The sequence below is a fragment of the Halosimplex marinum genome, assembly GCF_051414075.1.
GTDB lineage: Archaea > Halobacteriota > Halobacteria > Halobacteriales > Haloarculaceae > Halosimplex > Halosimplex marinum.
In genome coordinates, this window is sequence record NZ_JBLKNY010000003.1 from 778,713 (window position 1) to 799,708 (window position 20,996).

Annotated in this window: 19 protein-coding genes and 1 tRNA gene; 11 read left to right on the plus strand and 9 right to left on the minus strand. The window is 65.6% G+C overall.

The features are described 5' to 3' along the window. The first annotated feature begins 120 nt into the window (after positions 1 to 120). Both ACMGFI_RS04915 and ACMGFI_RS04920 read left to right on the plus strand, forming a co-directional pair. Positions 121 to 897, plus strand: a complete 777-nt coding sequence (locus tag ACMGFI_RS04915) for a hypothetical protein (protein WP_436907782.1) — start codon at positions 121 to 123, stop codon at positions 895 to 897. 831 nt (positions 898 to 1,728) lie between these two features. Continuing rightward, complete coding sequence (locus ACMGFI_RS04920; protein ID WP_436907783.1) at positions 1,729 to 4,281, plus strand: protein kinase domain-containing protein; 2,553 nt, start codon at positions 1,729 to 1,731, stop codon at positions 4,279 to 4,281. Between the two features lie 137 nt (positions 4,282 to 4,418). Here the strand turns inward: ACMGFI_RS04920 and ACMGFI_RS04925 are convergent, their stop codons facing one another. The 3 genes from ACMGFI_RS04925 to ACMGFI_RS04935 all read right to left on the minus strand — a co-directional run bounded on the left by ACMGFI_RS04925 (position 4,419) and on the right by ACMGFI_RS04935 (position 8,472). Next, a complete protein-coding gene (locus ACMGFI_RS04925; protein WP_436907785.1) occupies positions 4,419 to 7,295 on the minus strand; it encodes an outer membrane protein assembly factor BamB family protein in 2,877 nt (958 codons plus the stop codon). Positions 7,296 to 7,946: 651 nt separating this feature from the next. After that, positions 7,947 to 8,018: transfer RNA gene (locus tag ACMGFI_RS04930), tRNA-His, on the minus strand. 283 nt (positions 8,019 to 8,301) lie between these two features. Continuing rightward, entirely contained in the window at positions 8,302 to 8,472 is a 171-nt protein-coding gene (locus ACMGFI_RS04935; protein ID WP_436907786.1) for a DUF7331 family protein, read from the minus strand. Positions 8,473 to 8,702: 230 nt separating this feature from the next. Between ACMGFI_RS04935 and ACMGFI_RS04940 the strand changes: the two genes are divergently transcribed. The 4 genes from ACMGFI_RS04940 to ACMGFI_RS04955 all read left to right on the plus strand — a co-directional run bounded on the left by ACMGFI_RS04940 (position 8,703) and on the right by ACMGFI_RS04955 (position 12,164). Further along, positions 8,703 to 9,662 (plus strand): ArsR/SmtB family transcription factor, encoded by a 960-nt coding sequence (locus ACMGFI_RS04940; RefSeq protein ID WP_436907787.1) that lies wholly within the window; start codon positions 8,703 to 8,705, stop codon positions 9,660 to 9,662. Positions 9,663 to 9,843: 181 nt separating this feature from the next. Beyond that, the gene (locus tag ACMGFI_RS04945; protein ID WP_436907789.1) at positions 9,844 to 10,770 is read left to right on the plus strand and encodes an ABC transporter ATP-binding protein; all 927 of its coding nucleotides are present in this window, start codon (positions 9,844 to 9,846) and stop codon (positions 10,768 to 10,770) included. 43 nt (positions 10,771 to 10,813) lie between these two features. Continuing rightward, positions 10,814 to 11,662, plus strand: a complete 849-nt coding sequence (locus ACMGFI_RS04950) for an ABC transporter permease (RefSeq protein WP_436907790.1) — start codon at positions 10,814 to 10,816, stop codon at positions 11,660 to 11,662. Positions 11,663 to 11,711: 49 nt separating this feature from the next. Beyond that, entirely contained in the window at positions 11,712 to 12,164 is a 453-nt protein-coding gene (locus tag ACMGFI_RS04955; protein WP_135365204.1) for a DUF5814 domain-containing protein, read from the plus strand. Positions 12,165 to 12,185: 21 nt separating this feature from the next. Here the strand turns inward: ACMGFI_RS04955 and ACMGFI_RS04960 are convergent, their stop codons facing one another. The 4 genes from ACMGFI_RS04960 to ACMGFI_RS04975 form a co-directional block, all read right to left on the minus strand. Further along, on the minus strand, positions 12,186 to 12,869 hold the full coding sequence (locus ACMGFI_RS04960) for a haloacid dehalogenase type II (protein ID WP_436907791.1): 684 nt from the start codon (positions 12,867 to 12,869) through the stop codon (positions 12,186 to 12,188). A gap of 144 nt (positions 12,870 to 13,013) precedes the next feature. Further along, entirely contained in the window at positions 13,014 to 13,451 is a 438-nt protein-coding gene (locus tag ACMGFI_RS04965; RefSeq protein WP_135365202.1) for a DUF8146 domain-containing protein, read from the minus strand. 245 nt (positions 13,452 to 13,696) lie between these two features. Then, positions 13,697 to 14,326, minus strand: a complete 630-nt coding sequence (locus ACMGFI_RS04970; RefSeq protein WP_436907792.1) for an RPA family protein — start codon at positions 14,324 to 14,326, stop codon at positions 13,697 to 13,699. Then, positions 14,327 to 15,262, minus strand: a complete 936-nt coding sequence (locus ACMGFI_RS04975; RefSeq protein ID WP_436907794.1) for a replication factor A — start codon at positions 15,260 to 15,262, stop codon at positions 14,327 to 14,329. A gap of 227 nt (positions 15,263 to 15,489) precedes the next feature. Here ACMGFI_RS04975 and ACMGFI_RS04980 point away from each other — a divergent pair, with 227 nt between their 5' ends. From ACMGFI_RS04980 to ACMGFI_RS05000, 5 genes are all read left to right on the plus strand, one after another. Next, the gene (locus ACMGFI_RS04980) at positions 15,490 to 15,771 is read left to right on the plus strand and encodes a DUF7091 family protein (RefSeq protein ID WP_436907796.1); all 282 of its coding nucleotides are present in this window, start codon (positions 15,490 to 15,492) and stop codon (positions 15,769 to 15,771) included. A 62-nt stretch (positions 15,772 to 15,833) separates the two neighbouring features. Beyond that, positions 15,834 to 16,577, plus strand: a complete 744-nt coding sequence (locus ACMGFI_RS04985) for a helix-turn-helix domain-containing protein (RefSeq protein WP_436907797.1) — start codon at positions 15,834 to 15,836, stop codon at positions 16,575 to 16,577. 40 nt (positions 16,578 to 16,617) lie between these two features. Then, positions 16,618 to 17,454, plus strand: coding sequence for an alpha/beta fold hydrolase (locus tag ACMGFI_RS04990; protein ID WP_436907798.1), 837 nt, complete (start codon positions 16,618 to 16,620; stop codon positions 17,452 to 17,454). Positions 17,455 to 17,500: 46 nt separating this feature from the next. Further along, positions 17,501 to 18,028 carry a hypothetical protein gene (locus tag ACMGFI_RS04995; protein WP_436907799.1) on the plus strand — a complete coding sequence of 176 codons (528 nt, stop codon included), beginning with the start codon at positions 17,501 to 17,503 and terminating at the stop codon, positions 18,026 to 18,028. Between the two features lie 88 nt (positions 18,029 to 18,116). Further along, a complete protein-coding gene (locus ACMGFI_RS05000; RefSeq protein WP_436907800.1) occupies positions 18,117 to 19,130 on the plus strand; it encodes a mannose-1-phosphate guanylyltransferase in 1,014 nt (337 codons plus the stop codon). A gap of 30 nt (positions 19,131 to 19,160) precedes the next feature. Here ACMGFI_RS05000 and ACMGFI_RS05005 read toward each other — a convergent pair whose 3' ends face one another. Further along, a complete protein-coding gene (locus tag ACMGFI_RS05005) occupies positions 19,161 to 20,288 on the minus strand; it encodes a hypothetical protein (protein ID WP_436907801.1) in 1,128 nt (375 codons plus the stop codon). A gap of 97 nt (positions 20,289 to 20,385) precedes the next feature. Continuing rightward, positions 20,386 to 20,928, minus strand: coding sequence for a GbsR/MarR family transcriptional regulator (locus ACMGFI_RS05010; protein WP_436907803.1), 543 nt, complete (start codon positions 20,926 to 20,928; stop codon positions 20,386 to 20,388). Positions 20,929 to 20,996: the final 68 nt, after the last annotated feature.

Here is a 20,996-nt window from a genome sequence, read left to right on the forward strand (position 1 = left end):
GCGACTCGACGTCTTGGAATATGTCAGCATGCATCCAGTACATACATGTAGTATAAACAGTAACCAATTGAACTAATGCGTGGGTATCTTTCTCCGGTTGGTCGGGATTCGGAGATTCCGGTGGAATCGGTCACCGAGGTGTACAGGGACTCCGGTGACACACAGGAGGTCGTAGTCAAGTACGACGGCCGGACGGTTTCCCTCGGAGTGTCCGACCCAACTGTGTCCCGAAAGAAAGGCGGCGAGGCGCCGGTCCTACTCGTACCACAGTCGGAAGCGATCGAGATACAGAACCGAGGGAATTCGAACGGCATCTCGGTCGATCCGGGCGGGCAGGACAGCGAGATAGAGGAGGGCTACGCCCGTCGGATTCAGGATACGACCGTCTTCCAGATTGGGTACCAGACACGACTCAAGCTGACGGTGGAGCGCGAGGAGCGGTTCGGGCACGTCGAGGGTGATGTCATGTTCGGTGGCACGAAAGTCGACGACGCTGTCGTCGGCCCGGACGCGAGGATCGGGAGCGACAGTGGCGGTGACGGAGGCGGCGTGACGAACGTCGACGACTCCGTCGTCGGCCCGGACGCCAACGTCGGCGAGGCGGATGTCACCGACAGCGTCGTCGGTCCGCGGGCCTCGGTCGGTGAGGGGAGCCGCACCGATACGGCATCGTTCTGTTCGACGCACCAACGGACCTACAGTGGTGAGAAATGTCCGGAGTGCGTGAACGGCGGCGAGGCCAATGGACCCACGGACTCGAGCGCGTCGGGCGGACCGTCGACCGGTTCCCCGACTGGCGGCGACAGCGAGACAAAGTTCTGTATCTACTGTGGGACATCCATCCCGGGGGCGGCGCAGGTGTGTTCCAGTTGCGGGAAGTCACAGCCCGATGTCTGACTGGACCCGGATCGGTATCGTCGACTCGTCAGGTTCCCGTGCATGGAAGTTCAGCTGACGGAGTTCGAGTGGGCTGCCACGAACACACTCGAGATCGAGCAGCGGTTCGACGAGTTCGCTACTCGCTACGAGCCACGAACGCGAAATCGTACAGGCCGACGAGCGGATACTCGTGTTTCCTTCTTCGAGGAGTGAGCGTCGACCGCGACGAGCGCCGCCGTTCGAGACTCGATCGGGAATTGACTGTAGGTCGTTCCGTTCAAGTTCCGACTAGTCTAAGTATCGTCTTCGAAACCCCAACCATCGATCCCGCCTCGGTAGGGAGTTCCGGATCTACCGGCCGATTCGTCCGCCCTTGCGTACGCTCCCGACTGTGCCCACGAACCAGAAACCGCCGAATCATGACTTCAAGCCTTCGCTCGATGGTACAACTTCACTAATTAAACGCGATGCGACAGCGCCACCTACACGTTCGGAGAGCAGAACAGGGTGGGCATCCTCTCTGTCTTCCCAGTAGTTTTTTGACAGCGATTCGCATTGTCCATAGTAAATGTCAGAGGAACACGGACGGCGACGGTTTCTCGCTTCGCCGGGGCCGATCACCAGAGGGGATATGCTGCGGGTGGGACCGGCCAAGTCCGCGGTGACCGACCGGGAGACTAAGGACCCGCTGTCCGTCCATCGGAGATCGGTCAGGACCAGTCGGTGCGGACGACACGGGGTCGGCGTGACCTCAGCGGGGAGCTCTAGTGCGCCATCAGGGCACCCGACCGACTGCAGTTGGGACAGTTGCCCCCCGAATTCAGCGCGGTACTGGGTCCGGGTGTGACGATGGCCTTCTGGCGCCGATCCGGCGGAGAGAGTGACGACGGGGACGAGGACGACACTCAAGAGGTTTCGCCGGAAGAGCAGTACGACAAATTGCTTGACGAGGCAAGCGACGCCCTTGCTCGTGGACAGAGTCTGTATCAGGAGGGAGGCTATGGATACGCTCGGTCGGTGTTCAAGGAGGGACGTGATGCTGCCGAACGGGCGCTGGAATTGGCCGAAACCCATGATCTGGACGGCAAGGAGGCAGAGGGGAAACGGGCCACCGCGAACCAGCAGATACAGCGAACTGACCGTAAACAGTTCAACGCGGAACTGGACGACTTCCGACCCCGGATCAACGACGCCAAGGAAACGCTGTATGCTAACGATCTCGACGAGGCGGAACGGATGTTCGATACCCTCGACGAGGAGCTCGCAGAGTACGAGGAAGAGGCGAACCGACACGACCTAGAGGGGGTAGTTCAGAACGTCCGGGACCTCCGAACGCAGTGTCGAAACGGTCTCGAGAGCATCGAGAGCCAGCGGTTGGCCGCTCGACTCGACGACTGCGAAGGCGACCTCACCGATCTTGCGACGGCGGTCGAGTCGCGGTCACCGTCAGAACTACGAGACCGATTGGACCGAGTCGCCACCGTCATCGACGAGGTCGAAACGGATTGCGACGATATAAACGATCCCGACCTCGAGGCACGAATCGACGCGCTCCGGGAAGATATCGAACGCCAGCGCGCGCGAGTTGACTCGGTCGAGGCACTTGAAGCGGATCTGGAACGGGCCCGTGATCGACTGAACGCCGCAGAAAACGGGACCGGTACTGACGGCCAAAAGAATACCATCCACGCACTCGACGAGGCAGCGTCGATCCTCGCGACCGCCCGAGAGACTGCCGAGAAACATGACCTCACGGAGGGGAAAGCAAGCGTTTCGACGCTCGAAGAACGGTGCGAAGAGCAACGAGCGCAGTCTTTGGGGGGAAAAGAGCGCGCAGCCGCCGACGCCGAACTCCAGGCGGCGCTCGCGGATGTCCGAACACAGGTCGACGACGCGGAGAGTGCGCTCGAATCGGGCGACGTAGACGACGCGGTCGCGCCCTTTCACAACGCCGAGGCCACTCTGACTGAGTTGGCCGACCGTGCGACCGAACACGAGCTTTCTGTGCGGCAGGCCGACATCGAAACGCTTCGGGATCGATGCGAAACCGGTTTAGCGGAGGCGGGCGCCGACTCCCGCGAGCAGGTGATCGCGACCTGCCGACAGCGGATCGCCGACGTCGAAGCGGAGCTAGACGGTATCGAGGAGGCTGTCGGTGAGGAGTCAATAGACGTGCTTCGCGAGCGACTAGACCAGGCGGATCGGGACCAGCGCGAAGTCAAATCGGCCGCGACCGAGGTCAGAGCCGACGCAGTCGTCGAGTCAGCCGAGAGAGCGGCAAGTCGGGTCGAAACCTTGCGGGAGCGCATTGGTGTAGTCGAAGAACTCGAAGAGACAGTCAGTGATTGCCGCGCGCAGATAGAAGCTGGTGAACGCTCGCTGGCAGACGACCGCGCCGAGGACGCTACCGCGGCGTTCGAAGCCGCCGCCGAAGCGCTGTCAGACATCGAGAATATTACTGCGAGCCACGGACTCGAAGCAATCGAAGCCGAAGGAGAACAGCTTCGTGACCGTCTGGAAGACGGTCTCGACCGGGTACCGGACACCGCGTCGGATCCACCGGAGAAGGTCCCGGAGGTCCTCCAAGTCAGTCTCGACTACGATAGACTCGACCGTCGAAACGCGATCGGAAAGGGCGGTAACGCCGATGTCTATCTGGTAGAGACGACCGTCGGGACCGAGTCGTACGATCTCGCGCTGAAAGAGCCGCGCTTCTCCGAGACACTCCACAGCGAGACATTAGACCGGTTCGTCGCAGAGGCCGAGACGTGGAGCCGTCTCGACGGACACGACCACATCGTGGACGTGGTCGACTGGGACGCCGAACCGATACCCTGGATCGCGATGGAGTACATGGACGGAGGCGACATGACCAGTTGCACGGGCGAACTGCCCCACGACCAGGCACTGTGGGTGGCTGTCGCCGTGACGAAGGGCGTCCGCCACGCCCACCGCCGCGGCGTCGCCCACCTCGACCTGAAGCCGGAGAACGTGCTCTTTCGGGAGGTCGAGGGCGCGTGGGACGTGCCGAAAGTAGCTGACTGGGGGCTCTCCAAACAGTTGCTCGACCACTCCAAGAGCGTCGACGGATTCTCGCCCCACTACGCGGCTCCCGAACAGTTCGACGACGACTACGGCGAGACGGACGACATCACCGATATCTACCAACTGGGCGCCGTGTTCTACGACCTGTTCACTGGTCACCCACCTTTCGAAGGGCCTCCGGCGAGTGTGATGCGTGATGTCCTGACCGACCAGCCCCAACCACCGAGCGATGTCGCCGATGTCCCACCTGGATTAGACGAGGTGCTGCTGACCGCACTTGCCAAGGACCGATCCGACCGCTACGAAGACATACTCTATCTCCGAGACGCCCTCGAAGAACTGCTCGACGAGCACTGACGAGTCTGGAAACCGACTCCAGGAGGCTGATGGAATCTCCAATTAGGCGATCGGTGATTTATCTACGGACACGCTATATGACTTCCCGTGACAGTACTGGTTGCGGCACGGCCGTTAATATCGCCATTGGCGGCAGATCAGGGATCGTTTTCGAACAGATCGCGCAATTCATCTCGGAAGTAGAGCAAGTCCTCGTATCGGTCGTCCCGGCTTTTAGCTAGTGCGGTTAACAGAGTATCATCGAGTGCTTCAGGGACATCGACGAGTTCGCTCGGCGGAGTCGGTTCGTCGTCAAGAACTGCGCGCATTACCTTCGTCGGTCGACCTTCAAAAGGCGGGCGACCAGTGAACAGGTCGTAAAAGACGGCCCCGAGCTGATACACGTCGGTGAGGTTGTCGGTCGGACCGTATCCGTCGTCGAACTGTTCCGGCGCGGCGTAGTGAGGGGACATTCCGTCGACGCTCTGTGAGTGTTCGAGTAGGTGTTTCGAGAGCCCCCAGTCAGCTACTTTCGGCACGTCCCACGCGCCATCGACTTCTCGCAAGAGGATGTTCGACGGTTTGAGATCCAAGTGGGCGATTCCACGCTGATGAGCGTGGCGGACGCCTCTCGTGACAGCGATGGCGGTCCAGAGTTTCTGAGCGTACTCCATCTCATCACTGCGCGCCTTCAAATCGCCACCGTCCATGTACTCCATGGCGATCCACGGGAACGGGTCTGACCCGTAATCAACGACGCTGACGATGTGGTCGTGGCCGTCGAGCTTGCTCCACGTCTCTGCCTCAGCGAGTAACCGCTCGACATATCTGGCGTGGAGCGTGCCGTTCATCCGTGGTCTCTTGATCGCCAGCGTCACGTCGCCGTCGGGTGTTGGGAGTGTCGCCCTCGTCACGTCAGCGTTACCGCCGCTACCGATAGAAACCTCGTTGGTCACGTCCTCGTACGAGACAGCAACTGCGGGCGCGCCTGGGATGCGGTCCGGCGGACCCTGCTGCCGACCAAGTCGGTCGGTGACGGTCCTGAGGAGGTCCTCTCGGCGCTCCGCGAGTCGGCCAATATCGGCGCAGATCTCTTCGAACTCGTAATGGTTGGCCGTTTCCTCGAGTGATGATATCCGCTCGTTCAGGGATTCGAGGTCGTCTCTGACGCGTTCGAGAGCCGCCCTATCGGCGTTATCTCGATGGGAACCCTGAACAGTCTCCGCAAGTTGATCAAGTCGGTTGCGAACCGATTCAATCTCCTCGCGGACAAACTGTCGCGTAACTGTTTGTCGGTCGCGTTCGACAGCAGCGAGTCTCCGGTAGATCGATTCTGTGTCGAATTCCGACTCCGTGCCGAGACCCGATTCTCGAATTTCGTCGAGTCCCTCCTCGTAGGCATCAAGTGCATCGTCGTAGGCCGATATCGCGCGTTCATAGTCGCCGCTTTCCGAGGCGCGGTCGGCCTCGTTACGGAATCCGTCGCCCCGATCCGTCGCCGCCTCGATCGTCTCTCGTACGTTGATCTGACCCTCGGCGAAGGGGTCAGCTGTGCCCTGTGTAACCTCCGGCGTTGATGTGGTCGCTTGCGACACTGAAGCGTCGTTGCCTTCCGAATTAGCAGCGCTCACTGACGAATCGTCTCCGTCTCGCCTGAGTAACCACCCACCACCGAGGCCGCCGAACAATACTGCGACACTACCGAGTGCCACCATCGGGAACCCCCCCTCGTCAGTCGTTGTTGACGAACTAGTCGGCGACGGCGTGTCGAGAGCGGCATTCGCCGGTTTTGGTGATGGTGTCGGTGTTTGTGATGGTGTTGGTGATGGCCTCCGTGTCGGCGTCGGTGATCGTGTCTGTGTCGGTGATGGCGTCGGTGTGGGACCCTGTCCGGTTATTGCGTGAATCTTTCTTTCACCGTCTTCGACGTAAACGGTGCCGTCGGCCACCACAGGCCCTGAATGCACGGCTTCGTCGATCTCGTGCGTCCACTGTTCGGTGCCATCCACCACGTTCAACGCGTATATAGTATTGTCCCAGCAACCCACGTAGACAGTGTCGTCAACTACTGCCGGCGGAGAATGCACGCCCCCGTCTGTTTCATATAACCACCGTTCTCTCCCGTTGTTTGCGTCAAACGCGTGCACGGTTGATCCCCCTGCGACGTAGACGCTGCCGTCGGCAATTGCCGGAGACGAAAACACCGGACCTCCGAGTTCGGAGGTCCACTCCTCGGTACCATTGCTCGCGTCCAACGCGTATATAGAACTGTCAAAGCTTCCGACGTAGACGGTGCCGTCGACCACCGCTGGTGACGATTCCACCAAATCCTCGGTTTGGTAGGTCCACTTCTCGGTACCGTCGCTCGAATCTAGTGCGTACACGCTATTGTCTTCGCTCCCGACATATACCGTACTATTAGCTACTGCCGGCGTCGTGTCTACTCTACCGTCGGTTTGGTGTGTCCACTGTTCAGTGCCGTCTGCCGCGTTCAGCGCGTACACATTGTTATCACCGCTTCCGACATATACGGTACCGTTCTTCACCGTCGGTGAAGAACCACTGTAGTCGTCTGTTTGGTAGGTCCACTGTTCAGTGCCGTCACTCGCGTCCAATGCAGATACGATGTTGCCCCCGTGAACATATACGGCTCCGGAATCCAGTGCTGGTGATCCATTTGGCCCTCCCCCGTTCAATTCGATTGACCCAGCATAAGAGCCGTCGCTTTGCGAGAGCACATCCAACGATACGTGCGTGCCGATCAAGATACTGTCACCGATTACTATCGGTGCCCCGGTCGGATTCGTATTCGTTCTCCCGCCTGCATCGTATACCCACTCTCGTGAGACATCTTCAACAGGCCCCGAATTGCCGATAGCATAGCCGGTGTTTACATCGTCATAACCGAATTGGCGCCATTCTTCCCTCGCCTGCTGGGACACTGCAATGTCTGACACCTCCGGGAGGGCAGCGCCACTGATGAGGGCGGTTCCCACCTTTCGGAGTACTTGGCGTCTCGTTGCCGACCGATACATGAGGATTATTTTGTTCTGTATTTATGAAATCATCACTCTTCCGGTTGCGACATCTGAGTGTTGTACTCGACAGATCGCACCGAAGAGAGACTCTGAGAGGTGTCTGAAACGTTTCTTCAGCACGGATATCAAATGCGGGTTTCTCTATGGCATATCCTGTGAGATACTAAAATACGAACCACTGCTGGACCGAAGCAGTTCCAGCCTAGACACCGAGCTAATGACCCGCACGAAGAGCAAACACGACACCACGGCACCACCACAAGACCGTCACATGGAGTTGGCGCTCTTCCGGAAAGCCTGCGAGTGCGTCGAAACGACCATAAAACGTGGCACGTCCCATCCGGGCAACACGGCGTATTCGAACTGGAAGGCGCCCCTACCGAACCGTACGATCAAGCGCTCAGCGGAGTAGACTCCCGACGACCACGAACTCACCGACGCCCACCAGCCCTCGAACGTGACTCTCTGTAGTAGTTGCCAACGGAAGGCCGAATTCGGCTCGATCGATGAAGATGCACTCCGATCAAAGGTCTCTGATTCAGGTAGCGAGTCCCCTATATCAGAATGATTTCTATAGCGCTTAGATTCGACACTTCAATATCTCTACGGGAGCACTTATCTGGTTCAGAAGCGTATGATATTTGTGAAGTCCGGGTGCGAGAATCGAACCCGCGTCTCAGCCTCCACAAGGCTGAAGGATAACCACTACCCCAACCCGGACACGCTTCCGCTGAGGCGTATCGGGATAGCCGGGTAGAATTGAAATACGTTACGACTCCGGGGCCGGCGTGTGACGCGGCGCCACGCACCAGTCTACGAACACCGGGGCGCTGAACAGTACACACCCCGAGTCGCCCCGCTGTCGCCAACAGGTACAATCATCGTTCGCGGCCCGACGCGTCCCCTCGCTCGCCGAGCCGTCGCTAGCGGCGAATTAGCCGAGAAAATCGCGCCGAAAGCGACGGGGATCGTGGAGGGGTGCCGGGGTGTCCGTAGCGGCGGGTTACCGCTCGACGGCGACCGCGGCGTCGGACTGGAGCCAGGCCTGGTCGTTCTCGGTGTCGTGGATGAGCGTGATCTCGTCGTCGCCGTGGCCGTACTGGGTCGTGACGTACTGCTGGGGGCCCTGTTCGTCGTGTTCGTGCGTCGCGTCGTGGTGTGTCGTGTCGGTCATTATGGGATATAGGGGACAGTCACGGGTGGTCGCCCCGTGAGCGCTTCAGAGACGGGTAGGATCCGTTCGGGGGTAAGTATCCCTTCAATGCCTGTTGCCCCTGGGCGACCCCCCACGCTATGAGTGTAGCCCCCCGGGCGGAGACGACCGCGACGGGGGCGATAGGATCGACCTATCGAACGCCCTGTACACTTAACGGTCCAGGTGGCGTCGACCGACGGTAGAACGCCATGGCGCAGGACGACACTGACAGAATCGACGCGGGCGACAGCGCAACGGACGCGCCTCGTACGTCCCGCCCAGCGGACGGACAGGTCGACGCGCTGGCCGCGCTGGGTAACGAGCACCGCCTGGCGATCCTCCTCGCGCTGGGCGACCGCGAGTCGGCGACGCGGACGAACGGCCTCAAACTCACCTTCTCGGAACTGTACGACGCCGTCCCCGTCGAGAGCACCTCGCAGTTCTCCTATCACCTCTCGCAGCTGGTCGGGCCGTTCGTCGCCGAGACCGACGGGGGCTACCACCTCACCTACGCCGGCGACAAGATCGTCCGGGCGGTCCGGTCGGGGCTGTACGAGACGACCCCGTCGTTCGACCCGGTCGCGATGGCGGGTGCCTGCGTCGTCTGCGGGGCGAGCGACCTGGTCGGCGTGCTCCGCGACGAGCGATTCGTCGTCCGCTGTCGCGCCTGCGACCGCGCGCTGCTCTCGGACTCGTTCCCGCGGAGCCAGGCGGCCGCCCGCTCGCCGGGGGAAATCGCCGAGAGCTTCGGCTACCGGATCTGGAGCGCGTACGTCCTGATCCGCGGCGACGTGTGCCCGGAGTGTTACGGCCGGGTCGAGCGCCGGGTGGACGCCCACGACGGCCACGAGACGCCCGGCGACGCCGGCGGGTACACCTTCGCCGCGGTCTGTCGGACCTGCGATTTCACGATCCACCTCCCCATCGAAATCCCGGCGGTCTTCCACCCGCAGGCGAGCGCCTTCCTCTGGGAACACGGTATCCCGCTGCCCGATACACCCCTCTGGGGGCTGTTCGAACTGTTCGTCTCCGAGACGTGGACGACCGACGTGCGCTCGACCGACCCGCTCGACGCGCGCTTCGAACTCGACTTCGAGGGCGACAGGCTCGCGCTCACGATGGACGAGTCGTTCGCCGTCACGCCGGTCGACGACTTCGAGCCGCCCTGACCAACCCACGAGAACCCCGGCGTACGGCGTCGTTGTGAGCCGATACCGCTCAAATATCTTTGAGTAAGCGACCCGTTATATGTAAATAATTCAATTATACTTATCGTGGCCGGCGGTGGAGTAGTGGTGTGAACGGGACAACGAGCGCGGGCGACGCGGCGGGCGTGGAGGGCGGTAGCTGATGGCGGCGATCGAACTCGACGGGCTGACCAAGCGCTACGGCGACGTGTTGGCGGTCGACGGCCTCGACCTCGAAGTCGCGGAGGGCGAGATATTCGGCTTTCTGGGCCCCAACGGCGCGGGGAAGTCGACGACCATCGACGTGTTGCTGGATTTCGTCCGGCCGACCTCGGGGTCGGCGACGGTGCTGGGGCTGGACGCCCAGGCCGACAGCCTGGCGGTCCGGCGGCGGATCGGCGTCCTCCCCGACGCCTACCACGTCTACGACCGCCTCACCGGGCGCCAGCACCTGCAGTTCGTCGTCGACTCGAAGGACATCGACGGCGCGGACATCGACGAGATCATGGAACGGGTGTCGATCGCGGAGGCGGCCGACCGGAAGGCCGGCGGCTACTCCAAGGGGATGCGCCAGCGGCTCGTCCTCGCGATGGCGCTGCTCGGTGACCCCGATCTCCTGATCCTCGACGAGCCCTCAACCGGACTGGACCCCAACGGCGCCCGGCAGATGCGGGAGATCATCCAGGCCGAGAACGACCGCGGGACGACCGTGTTCTTCTCCAGTCACATCATGGAGCAGGTCGAGGCGATCTGCGACCGCGTGGCGATCATCAACCGCGGGCGGCTCGTCGCAGTCGACTCCATCGACGGCCTGCGCGGGCAGACCGAGACGGTGACGACGCTCGAGATCGACGTAGAGGACGCCGACGCCGGGGACGCAGAGGCGATCCGCGACCGCATCTACGTCACGAGCGCGACACTCGACGGCGACCGCATGGAGGTGACGCTGACCCGCGACGGCTCGAAGTTCGCGGTCCTGAAGGCCCTCGACGAGCGCGGCGTCGAGATCCGCGACTTCTCGATCGACGAGTCCTCGCTGGAGGATCTGTTCGCCGAGTACACGACCGAGAAACAGGAGGTCCCACAGTGAGTCCCGGTCGCCCGACGGGCACCGGACGCCGGGAGGCGAGTCGATGAGCACGCTCGCGGTCGCGAAGAAGGACTTCCGCGACGCCGTCCAGTCGCGGGCGCTGTGGGGACTGCTGGCCGTCTTCGTCGTCCTCTCAGTGCTGCTCACCTACTCCTACGTCGAGTTCCCGGAGCTGGTCAGCCCCGGGGCCGAGCCGTCGGTCGGCGGGCTGGTCTTCTTCACGGCCGGGATCGTCAGCCTGTTCGTCTCGCTGTCAGCCATCGTGATCGGCTACAAGGCCATCGCCGGCGAGCGGGAGATCGGCAGCGTCAAGCTCCTGCTCGCGCTCCCGCACCGCCGGCGGGACGTACTCGCCGGCAAGCTGCTGGGCCGGACGGCCGTCCTCTCGCTGGCGCTGGCGGTCGGCCTGGCCGTCGGCTTCGGGTTCGCCTTCGCGATGTTGGGCTCGCTGGACGCGGTGACCGTCCTCGTCTTCCTGGCCGTGACGCTGCTGTTCGCGGCGGTGTACGTCTCCGTCGTGGTCGGCATCTCGGCGACGACCGGCTCGACCTCGCGGGCGACGACGCTGGCCATCGGCTTCTTCGTCGTCTTCGAGTTCCTCTGGGACGTGGTCCCCATCGGCGTCGTCTACGTCGCCAACGGCTTCGCGCTCCCGGCAGCGATGCCCGACTGGACGTTCCTCGTGATGCAGGTGCCCCCGTCGACGGCCTACACCGCCGCGCTCACCGCACTGTTGCCCGACGTGGCCGATTCGCTGCCGACCCAGACGTTCGCCGGCCAGGGGATCGACGCCTTCTACGCCGTCCCCGAGATCGGGTTCGCCGTCCTCGCCGGCTGGCTGGTCGTCCCGCTCGCAGTCGGGTACTACCGCTTCGACACCGCGGACCTGTGACCGGCGTCCGAGACGCTTTTGCCGACGGGGCGTCTCCCTCCGAGTACCCGTGGCCATCACGGACAAGATCTACGTCAAGAACCACCAGCAGATCGCCTCCCAGTTAGAGACCTCCTTCCCCAAGGGGGCGTTCAAGGGGGCGACGCTGGACATCCTCTACCAGGGGGAGAACCTCGCGAAGCTCGACGACGCCACCCAGGACCGGGTGCTCGACTTCGCCCAGGACTTCATGGACTGCGACTGCGAGGCCAATCCCCACTGCGGCCACCCCGAGGAGAAGTTCGTCCGGTATCTCCTCGACCTCCGCGCCCAGGGGATGGGGCCCGACGCCATCGTCGACGTGATGGGCGACGACTACATGCTGTACGCCTACCCCGGCGACGTGCTCTCCTTTCTCGACGGCGCCGTCCGCACGCTCGAAGCCGTCGAGACGCTGGCCGACGTGGACGGCCGCTCCGACTTCGCGAGCGACGCCCGTCGCAAGCGCGAGGAACTGCTGTAGCGCTTCGCTGTCTCCGTATTCTCACGCTTCGAGCGCTGTGACCAGGTCGTGAAACGTCTCGATGGTCAGGTCCGGCTCCGGCCCGAACGTCTCCTGTGGGTCGCCCTTCCGGTCGACCCACACGCCCTGCATCCCGGCGTGCTGGGCGCCAATCACGTCGAACCACAGCGCCGTGACGTGGGCCAGTGCCTCGACTGGCTCGCCGACGCGCTCGGCGGCGTGGCGGTACAGGTCGACGTGCGGTTTGAACAGTTCCACCTCGTCGGCGCTGATCGTGTCCGCGACCAGGTCACCGATGTCGGCGTGGTCGACCAGCGAGTCGAGCATCTCGGGGTTGCCGTTCGAGAGGACGTAGCAGTCGTAGCCCGCGTCGATGAGCGCTTCGAGGCCCTCCCGCACGTCGTCGAACACGTCGAGTTCGTGGTAGACGGCGAGTATCTCGTCGCGCTCGTCCGCGGAGATGTCGGCGTCCGTGGCGTCCAGCGCGTACTGGAGCGCGTCCCGGTTCATCTCGTAGAACGGCTGGTAGGCGTCGACGTGGTTGGCGACCATCGTGTACTCCAGCGACCGCGCCCGCCACAGCTCCGAGACGGGCCCGGGCTCGTCGACCCGCTCCGCCAGCGCCCGCTCGGCGGCCTCCACGTCCACGAGCGTACTGTACGAGTCGAACAGGAGCGCCGACACGCGGTCGGGGTCGAACGTCATACGGTAGCACTCCACGCTCGCGAGTCACATAACGACTCGGTCGGCGCGCGGAACGCGACTACGACGGCCGAAGACGGGGCGTGCGCAGAAGGAAGGCCGGGAAAGAACGCGCGTGGAGAAGGAAATCGGGAGCGGAGAGAACGGCTAGATCGACTCTTCGAAGTTGCCCAGGCGGTAGGAGGCCTCCTCGTCGTCCTCGCTGCCGTCGAGGTCCTCGAGCTGGACCACGTCCTCCTGGTCGTGCTCGTCGAGCTGCTGGCGTAGCTTCGTCACGTAGCGCTTGTGCTCTTCGAGCTGCTCGCGGAGGTGCTCGGCCTCCAGTTCCAGCCGCTCGTGCTCGCGGACGAAGCTCTTGGGCACCTCGACCTTCGGCGGGAAGCTCTCGGTGTCGCTCGTCGAGGCGCTGGACTCGTTGAGCTGGTGTTCCGGAACCACCTCCACCTGCCCGTCGTGGGCGACGAGCATGTCGACGTAGTCTCTGAACACCGCCGACAGCGACAGGTCCCGCTCGTCGGCGATCTCCCGGAGCGTCTCGAACTTGTCCTCGCTCACGCGGAAGGAGATCGTCTTGTTCTTGCTCATTACTCCGCAGTCCGTTCTCGGCCCACTTAATCGTTTGTCAGACGCTGGCACGAGTCCCCGCCGCCATGAAATAAATCGGTACGGCCGCCGCACCGGCCGGTTTCTGTCCGACCGATGGAATCGGATTTGATAACCGGGGTCGCCGTCGGCGCGGTGTTGCGCCGCCGCTCGACGATATCGGCGCCGGTCGTGTCGTTTCAGCGCAAAGAATCGGGGTCGGAGGGGTCGCTACCGCGGGCCGGGAGTCAGGCGTCGCCGGCCTCGGCGGCGACGGCCTCCTCGTCTTCGAGGCTCTCCAGGGCCTCGACGACCTGCCGGCGGTAGTTCTCGACGGGCAGGTCGTACTCCTCGTCGGCCATCGCGACGTACTCGTCGACGGCGGCGCCGTCGCCGTCCTCGCCGGTCTCGTCCTTGTAGCGGCGGATCCGTTCGAGCGTGCGCTCGGCCGTCTCGACGACCCACCGATCCCGGGTCGCTGCGTCGACCTCGGTGATCGACTCGGGTCGGATGGAGACGTTCACCTCGCCGTCGTCGGTCTCGTAGGTGCGGGGCTTGCCGACGACCGAGACGTAGGCCGGCGGCTCCAGCTCCCGCAGCATCGAGGCCGCGTCGGGCTGGTACTGGCCCGCGTACATGTAGTAGCGGTCGCCGTTGGGGTCGATGACCTGCCCCTGCCAGTACTCGCTGTCGTCGCCCACGTCCTCGGTCTCCATGAGCGTCCCGACGAGGAACACGCGGTTGGCCCGCTCGCCCGTCGGGAGCAGCAGGTAGACCGGCGCTCGCTCGTCGTCGCTCTCCTTGAACGTGTAGGTCGCGTCGTTGAACTCGCCCGCGAACACGCGGCGGGCGACCTCGCGGGTGGGTGTCGTCGCCATCTATATCGACCTCGCTTTGATCAGCACGGCCTCTGCATCCGTCGGCCCGGAGAGCCGCTCGACCTCGTCGACCAGCACGTACCGCCGGAAGGTCGGCCCGGTGACGCGGTAGTACTTCCCCAGCAGGTCCGCGCGCATCTCGTCGGCGACGACGGACGTGTCGAGCGCGTCCATCGCCATCTCCTGGGCCTCCTCCAGCGTGATGCCGGTCAGGTCCTCCGTGGCCACCTTGTCGAAGAGGACCTCGTGGACCTCCTCGCCGTCGTCGAGCACGCCCTTGATCCGCAGGTCGAACTCGCCCTCGACCTCGCCGTGCTCGTTGCAGCGGCCGTTCTGGAGGACGCGCGTGCAGTCGTCCTCCGGGCAGCGCTTGATCAGCCCGGACCCGGACTGGATGTCGACCAGGGCGCCCTCGACGGTCACGTCGTCGTCGCCGACCTCGATCTCCTCGTCGAGCTCCTCGATCACCGTGGTGCGGTTGAGCTTCACCGAGAACCGACCCTCGTACTCGTCGGTCACGACGTTCCGGAGGTCGTAGACCTCGCCCTCCTCCAGCTCGGGCAGGTCCGACTTCGACCACTTGGTGAACTTGATCGTGCCCGTCTCGTCGCCGAGCAGGCCGACCTGCGCCACGGCGTCGGAGTTGGCCTCCCACAGCTCCGTGACCTCGCCCTTGATGTCGACCCACTCCTCGGGGGCGTCGACGTCGGCGACCTGGACCCGGTCGTTTCCAGACCCGCCGCCGCCGAGTTCGTCGCGCTCCATCCCCGCCTCGTCGAGGTAGGTGTTGGTGACGCTCCGCCGGGCCTCCGAGAGAGGGACCTTGTACTCGTTGACCAGCGTGTCGAGACGCTCCTCCACGTCGTCGACGGAAAGGTCTAGCTGGTCCTCGAACTGTTCGTGTATCTCTGTCGCCTGGGTACGCAAATCCGTCATCTGTGTCGTTCCTGTCTCCGCGTTGTTTCGATGGGAGACACTCCTCTCTTGGTCGCCCCCGTATATAAACTCTCGTACGGCGGAGTGAAAGTATAAAACGCGTCTATGGACGTTCTGATAGGGTTTCTATACTGGGTGTTGGCGCTCGTTCCCCGTGTATCTTCAACGGTTCCCGAATTCCTCGCCGCCGACGGGGCTAAGGGCCACCCGGACCAACCCGCGAACGGATGGCAGACGACCGCATCGAGCGAGTCCTTCGACAGAAACTCCGGTCGGCCGGCCGCCAGATCGGCGAGGCCAAGCGCGCCTACAGACACGCCCGCCGCTCGGCGGAGGCCGACCTCCCCCACGGCGACGACGGGCGTGCGCGGATCGTCTGCCGCCGGTACGCCGAGCGCCGCGCGGTCGAACTCGACCCCGAGCACAAGCCCGGCTGTTTCGACCCCCAATCGCAGGACTGCCGGGGCTGCGTCGAGGACATCCGCTCGGGCGACATCGAGACGTGGTGAGGGTGCCACCGCCGACCGACGACTTTCGACGGAAATTTGATATCCGGGTTCGAGAGGTGGGTATGGCCCTCCGCGCCGAGTACGAGATCGGCTGTGAGGCCCTCCCGCTGGTCGACGTGGCCGCGGCGGTCCCCGACGCGACTATCGAACTCTCGATCGGGCTGGGCGAGGGGGAGCGGCCGCGCTTCACCGCGGTCGTGACCGCCGACGCCGAGACGACCGCGGCCGTCGAGGACGCCTTCGAGTCGACGGCGTTCGTCGGCGAGTACCGGCTCGTCGTCCGGGAGGGCGACACCAGCCGCTACACCATCGCGCCGGGGACGAGCATGGCCGAACAGCTCGGCGACCGCCTCGACGACCTGGAGGACCTGCGCGCGCTCTACGAGACGCCCGTCCAGATCGAGTTCATCCGCGCCACCCCGACCGGCTGGCTCCAGGCGGGTCGGTTCGCCGACCGCGCCGCGTTCGACGAACTCCGCGAGTTCTGGCAGCGCAACACGGCCTTCCACCTCCGAAAGCTCACTCCCGTCGGCGACGACGCCAGAGACCGATTCGGTACCGGCATCGACGCCGACGCCGACGACGGCCTCACCCACCCCCAGCGGGCGGCGGTCCGGACCGCCCACCGAATGGGTTACTTCGAGATCCCGCGGACCGCGACGCTCGACGACGTTGCCGCCGAACTCGGCATCTCGGCGTCGTCGTGTTCCGAACGGCTCCGCCGGGCTCAGACCCACCTCGTCGAGACGCACGTCGACGCCGCCGACCGCGAACGTTTGCCCCTACTTGAAACGCCGCACGACTGAGAGTCAGACGTAGCCGCCCGACCCCACAACGGAGAGTCCCATGCCGACGACACGCTCCACGACCGCAGCGGACGGTATCGAGGTCGAGTACGAACGCCACGGCGACGGCCGGCCCGTCGTCCTCCTCCACGGCGGGATGGCGCCCCGCGAGTACTGGCAGCCCGTGGTCCCCCACTTCGAGGAACACGCCGCCGTCGTCCCGCACCGTCCGGGCTTCGGCACCTGTCTCGACGACCCCGACGAGACCGGTCCCGGCGAGGTGCTGGAGCGGGAGGTCGCGTACGTCCGCGCGCTCGTCGAGGACCTCGACAGCGAGAGCGACGAGCGCCCGGTCCTGCTGGGACACTCCTTCGGCGCGCTCACCGCTATCGAGACCGCGCGGGCGCTCACTGCCGACGGCCGGGCGGCCGAGATCGAGGCCGTCGTCGCCTACGAACCCGCGATTCTCCCGGAACCGTTCGCCGAACACGCGGACCTGGCCGACCGAATGGCAGCCCGCCTCGACGACGGCGACCGCGAGGGCGCGATGAAGCTGTACGTCGAGCAGGTCGTCCTCGGCGGAGAGGTCGAGGACCTGGACGCCTGGTTGGCCGAGTGGCCGGTCTGGCCCGACTGCGTCGCCCTGGCCGAGGAGGTGGTCCGGATGAACTACGCGGTCGAGCGCTACGACCTCCCCGAGCGCCTCGACGTGGACGCGCCCGCGCTCGTCCTCGCGGGGACCGAGGGGCCGGAGTTCCTCCGCGAGAGCGCCCGGACGGTTCACGACGCGCTCCCGTCGAGCCGATTCGTCGAGTTCGACGGGGTGAGCCACTCCGGTCCTTCCGAAGCACCCGAGCGGACCGCCGCCGAGGTTCGGGCGTTCCTCGACGCCCGCTGAAGTCGGTCCCCAACCGTTTTGCCGGCCGGCGTCGATACGGTGAGCGATGCCCTCCAGGCGCCACCTGCTCGCCGGCCTCGGTTCCGCCGTCGCTGTCGGCGCGCTCGCCGGGTGTCCGGCCGACGGGGCGACGGCAGGCACCGTCGCCCGGAAAGCCGTCACCGTCGCGGTCCCCCGGCGGACCGGCGAGCCGGTCGACGCGCGCGCCGCCCTGCTCGGCTACGAACCGGACCGCCGACTGGTCCACGGGGAGTACGACCCCGACCACGTCGCGGCGGCGGTCGACGGCGCGACCGTCTCCGTCCCCGACGACCTCCACGAGACGCTCGCGGACGCGTTCGCGTCCGTCCGCTACGGCGCGAACGTCGTCCCCGACGACGGGACCCCAATCAACGGCGTCGTCTCCCGCGCGGACTTCAACGCGCTCGCTGTCGGCGGCGAGGCGACCGTCGCGCCCTACCAGGGCGAAGACGGCGTGGGTCACGCGTCCGTCCGCGAGGCCGCGCCGCGGGAGCGCGATCCGACCGAGGTGACCGTCGCCACTTTCGACCTCGACGAACGCCTCGACGGCTGACCCTCGCAGTGCGCGCGCCGGCCGTCCCCTGGGTTCTCTCTCCGCCGCGACCGGCGGCTATTTTTCCGCCCCGCTCGACGACGCACACATGACCGACACCGTCGTCGCGGTCGTCCTCGCGGGCGGGACCGGGACCCGCCTCTACCCCGCCAGCCGCAGCGACCGCCCGAAGCAGTTCCGCTCGCTCGGCGGCGACCGCTCGCTGCTGGCCGAGACCGTCGACCGCGCCGGCTTCGCCGACGAGGTGTACGTCCTCACCCGCCCGGACCTGGCCGAGGGGGTCCGCGAACACGCCCCGTCGGCCGCGGTGCTCACCGAACCCGAACCGAAGGACACCGGCCCCGCGCTCGCCTACGCCGCCCACCGCGTCCGCGAACAGGTCGGCGACTGCACGCTGGTCTGCCTGCCCAGCGACCACCACATCGAGGGCGACTTCGCCGGGACGATGACCGACGCCGCCGCCGTCGCCGCCGAGACCGACTCGCTCGTCACGGTCGGCGTCGAACCCACCCGGCCGGAGACCGGCTACGGCTACATCAAGCCCGGCGAGGACGCCGAGACCGACAGCGGCCGCACGTACTACCCCGTCGAGACGTTCACGGAGAAACCCGATCAGGGCGCGGCGATGCGCTACCGCCACCACGGCTACTACTGGAACGCGGGGATGTTCGCCTGGACGCCCGACGCCTTCCTCCGGGAGGCCGCCGACACGGAGCTGGCTCCCCTCGTCGACGCGCTCGACGCGGGCGACCCCGACCGCGGGTTCGACGCCGTCGACCCGGTCAGCGTCGACTACGCTGTCATGGAAGCCACGGCGGACGCCGCCCTGGTCCCGGCGACCTTCGAGTGGGACGACCTGGGCGCGTGGGACGCCGTCGCCCGCGTGACGGACACCGACGAGGACGGCAACGCGGTGCTGGGCGACGCGCTCACCATCGACGCCGAGGACACCGTCGTCGCCACCGACGGCCACGCCAGCGTCGTCGGCGTCTCCGACCTCGTGGTCGCCTCCTACGGCGACCGCACGCTCGTCGTCCCGAAGGACCAGGCCCAGCGAGTGCGGGAGGTCGTCGCCGAACTGGAGGAGGAGGGCCTGTTCTGAGGTCGGGTCGGATGTGGTTGCGGGTGCGGGTCAGGCGGGATCCAGCCCGTCGACCAGCCGCCGGAAGGCGTCGCCGTCGAGGTGTCGCGACGCGCCCGCGACGACGGCGTAGGTGACGCCGTCCTCGGTCCAGACCGCCTCCCAGGCGCCGAACTCCTCGGTCAGCGCCGCGTAGTGGACGGGCTCGCCGCGCAGTTCGACCGTCTCCCGGGCCTCCGCTGGCTGGTCGGCCGGCTCCGGCGGCACGCCGGGTCCGAGTTCGCTGTCGGGCGCTGCCGCGGTGATCCACAGGTGGTCGCTCCCGTTGGCCTCCCGGCGGTAGACGGCCTCGACGGCCCCGCTGTCGGGGAACGTCACGGCCGAATCGAGGCCGTAGGCCGCCCCGACGCCGTCGTCGCCCGGCACGAGTAACTGCGGGTCCGCGTCGCCGAGCGCCACCGGCGAGCACGGCACGCTCTCGTCGTACGGGCGGGCGACTCCGTGGGCCCACAGGCCGTGGGGCACCCCGACCGCCTCGCACCGGTAGCGAGCCCAGTAGCTCAGCCGGTGGAACGGGATCCCCCGGACGCCGGGTGATTCGCCGTCCGCCGAGTCCGAGTCAGCGTCCACCGCCGGCTCCAGCCCGTCGAGGAGCCCTCCGAGTTCGGTGTCGTCGAACTCGCCGTCGAGGACGGACACCTCGACCTGCGTGCGCGCCCGCTGGACGCAGGCACCCCGGTTGCCCTTGTAGTCGGTCCCCAGGAAGCCGACGGCGTCGCCCGCGTCGACCGGCGTCGGGTCCTCGGTCCCCCACAGCGGCGCGACGCTGGCGGCCGGCGGCGCCCAGTCGTACAGGAACTGCTTGATCCGCAGCTCGCGGCCCTCCCCGGCCACGGCGGTCCGGACCGCCGACGGGTTGCCCTCGCTGTAGGGCGTCTGTCCGATGTCTTCGCCGTCCAGCCCGTCGGGTCGCCCCGGCGGCTGTTCGGGCCGAAGCGTCGTCTCGCTGACCTCGCAGTCGTCGGGGAGCCAGCCCGGTTCGAACACGACGAAGTTCGCCCCCGCCTGCGCGTCGGACGGCGCGATCTCGCGGACGGGTTCGGCCGCGTCGGGGTCGGTCAGTCGAACGTCGGGGCCCGCGGTGCGCCAGTCGAACCCGGTCGGTCGCTCGTCGGTCATACCCGATCGGGGACTGCCGCCCACAAAACCGTTCGCTGAACCGCGTTTTTGTAAGGGAAGCGGACGGTCAGCGGATCGCGGTCGATGGCGGGTGTCGCTACCGGTCGTCGGACCCGCCGGAGAGCCCGAGCAGGTCGGTCAGTCGGTCCAGCGGCTGGCTCGTCAGCACCGACACCAGCCGGTCGCCGCGGTCGTAGACGCGCTGGAGCTTGCGCACCTGTTCGAGGTGGTACGCGGCGCGCTCGCCCTCGGCGTCCTCCAGCTGCTCGGCGGCCTCGTCTAACGCGCGAGTCATGATCCGGATCTCGCGGGCGACCTCCTGGCTCAGGAACTGCTGGAAGACGTACCACAGGTCCGTCTCGGCCTCGAAGAAGGCCTTCTTGCCCTCGCCGGGCAGCGACCGCCGGTGGACGAGGTGGAACCGCTCCAGGGTGTTCATCGCGGTGCTCACGGTTGATTTAGCGTAGCCGCTCTCCTCGACGAGCTGGTCCAGCGAGACGGGCTCGGGCTCGAACAGCAGGATGCCGAACAGCCGCCCGTAGCTGCGCTTGGCGCCGTAGACCTCCGCGCTGCGCTCCAGGGCGTCGATGACCGCCGCGCGCGCCGACTCGACCGGGTCCTCGGAGTCTGTGTCGCTCATGTGTCGGTGTGTCGCCGGCGGCCCGCGCTCCGCGGCCGGCCGCCGGCGGCGTGTCCACACCTCGGGAC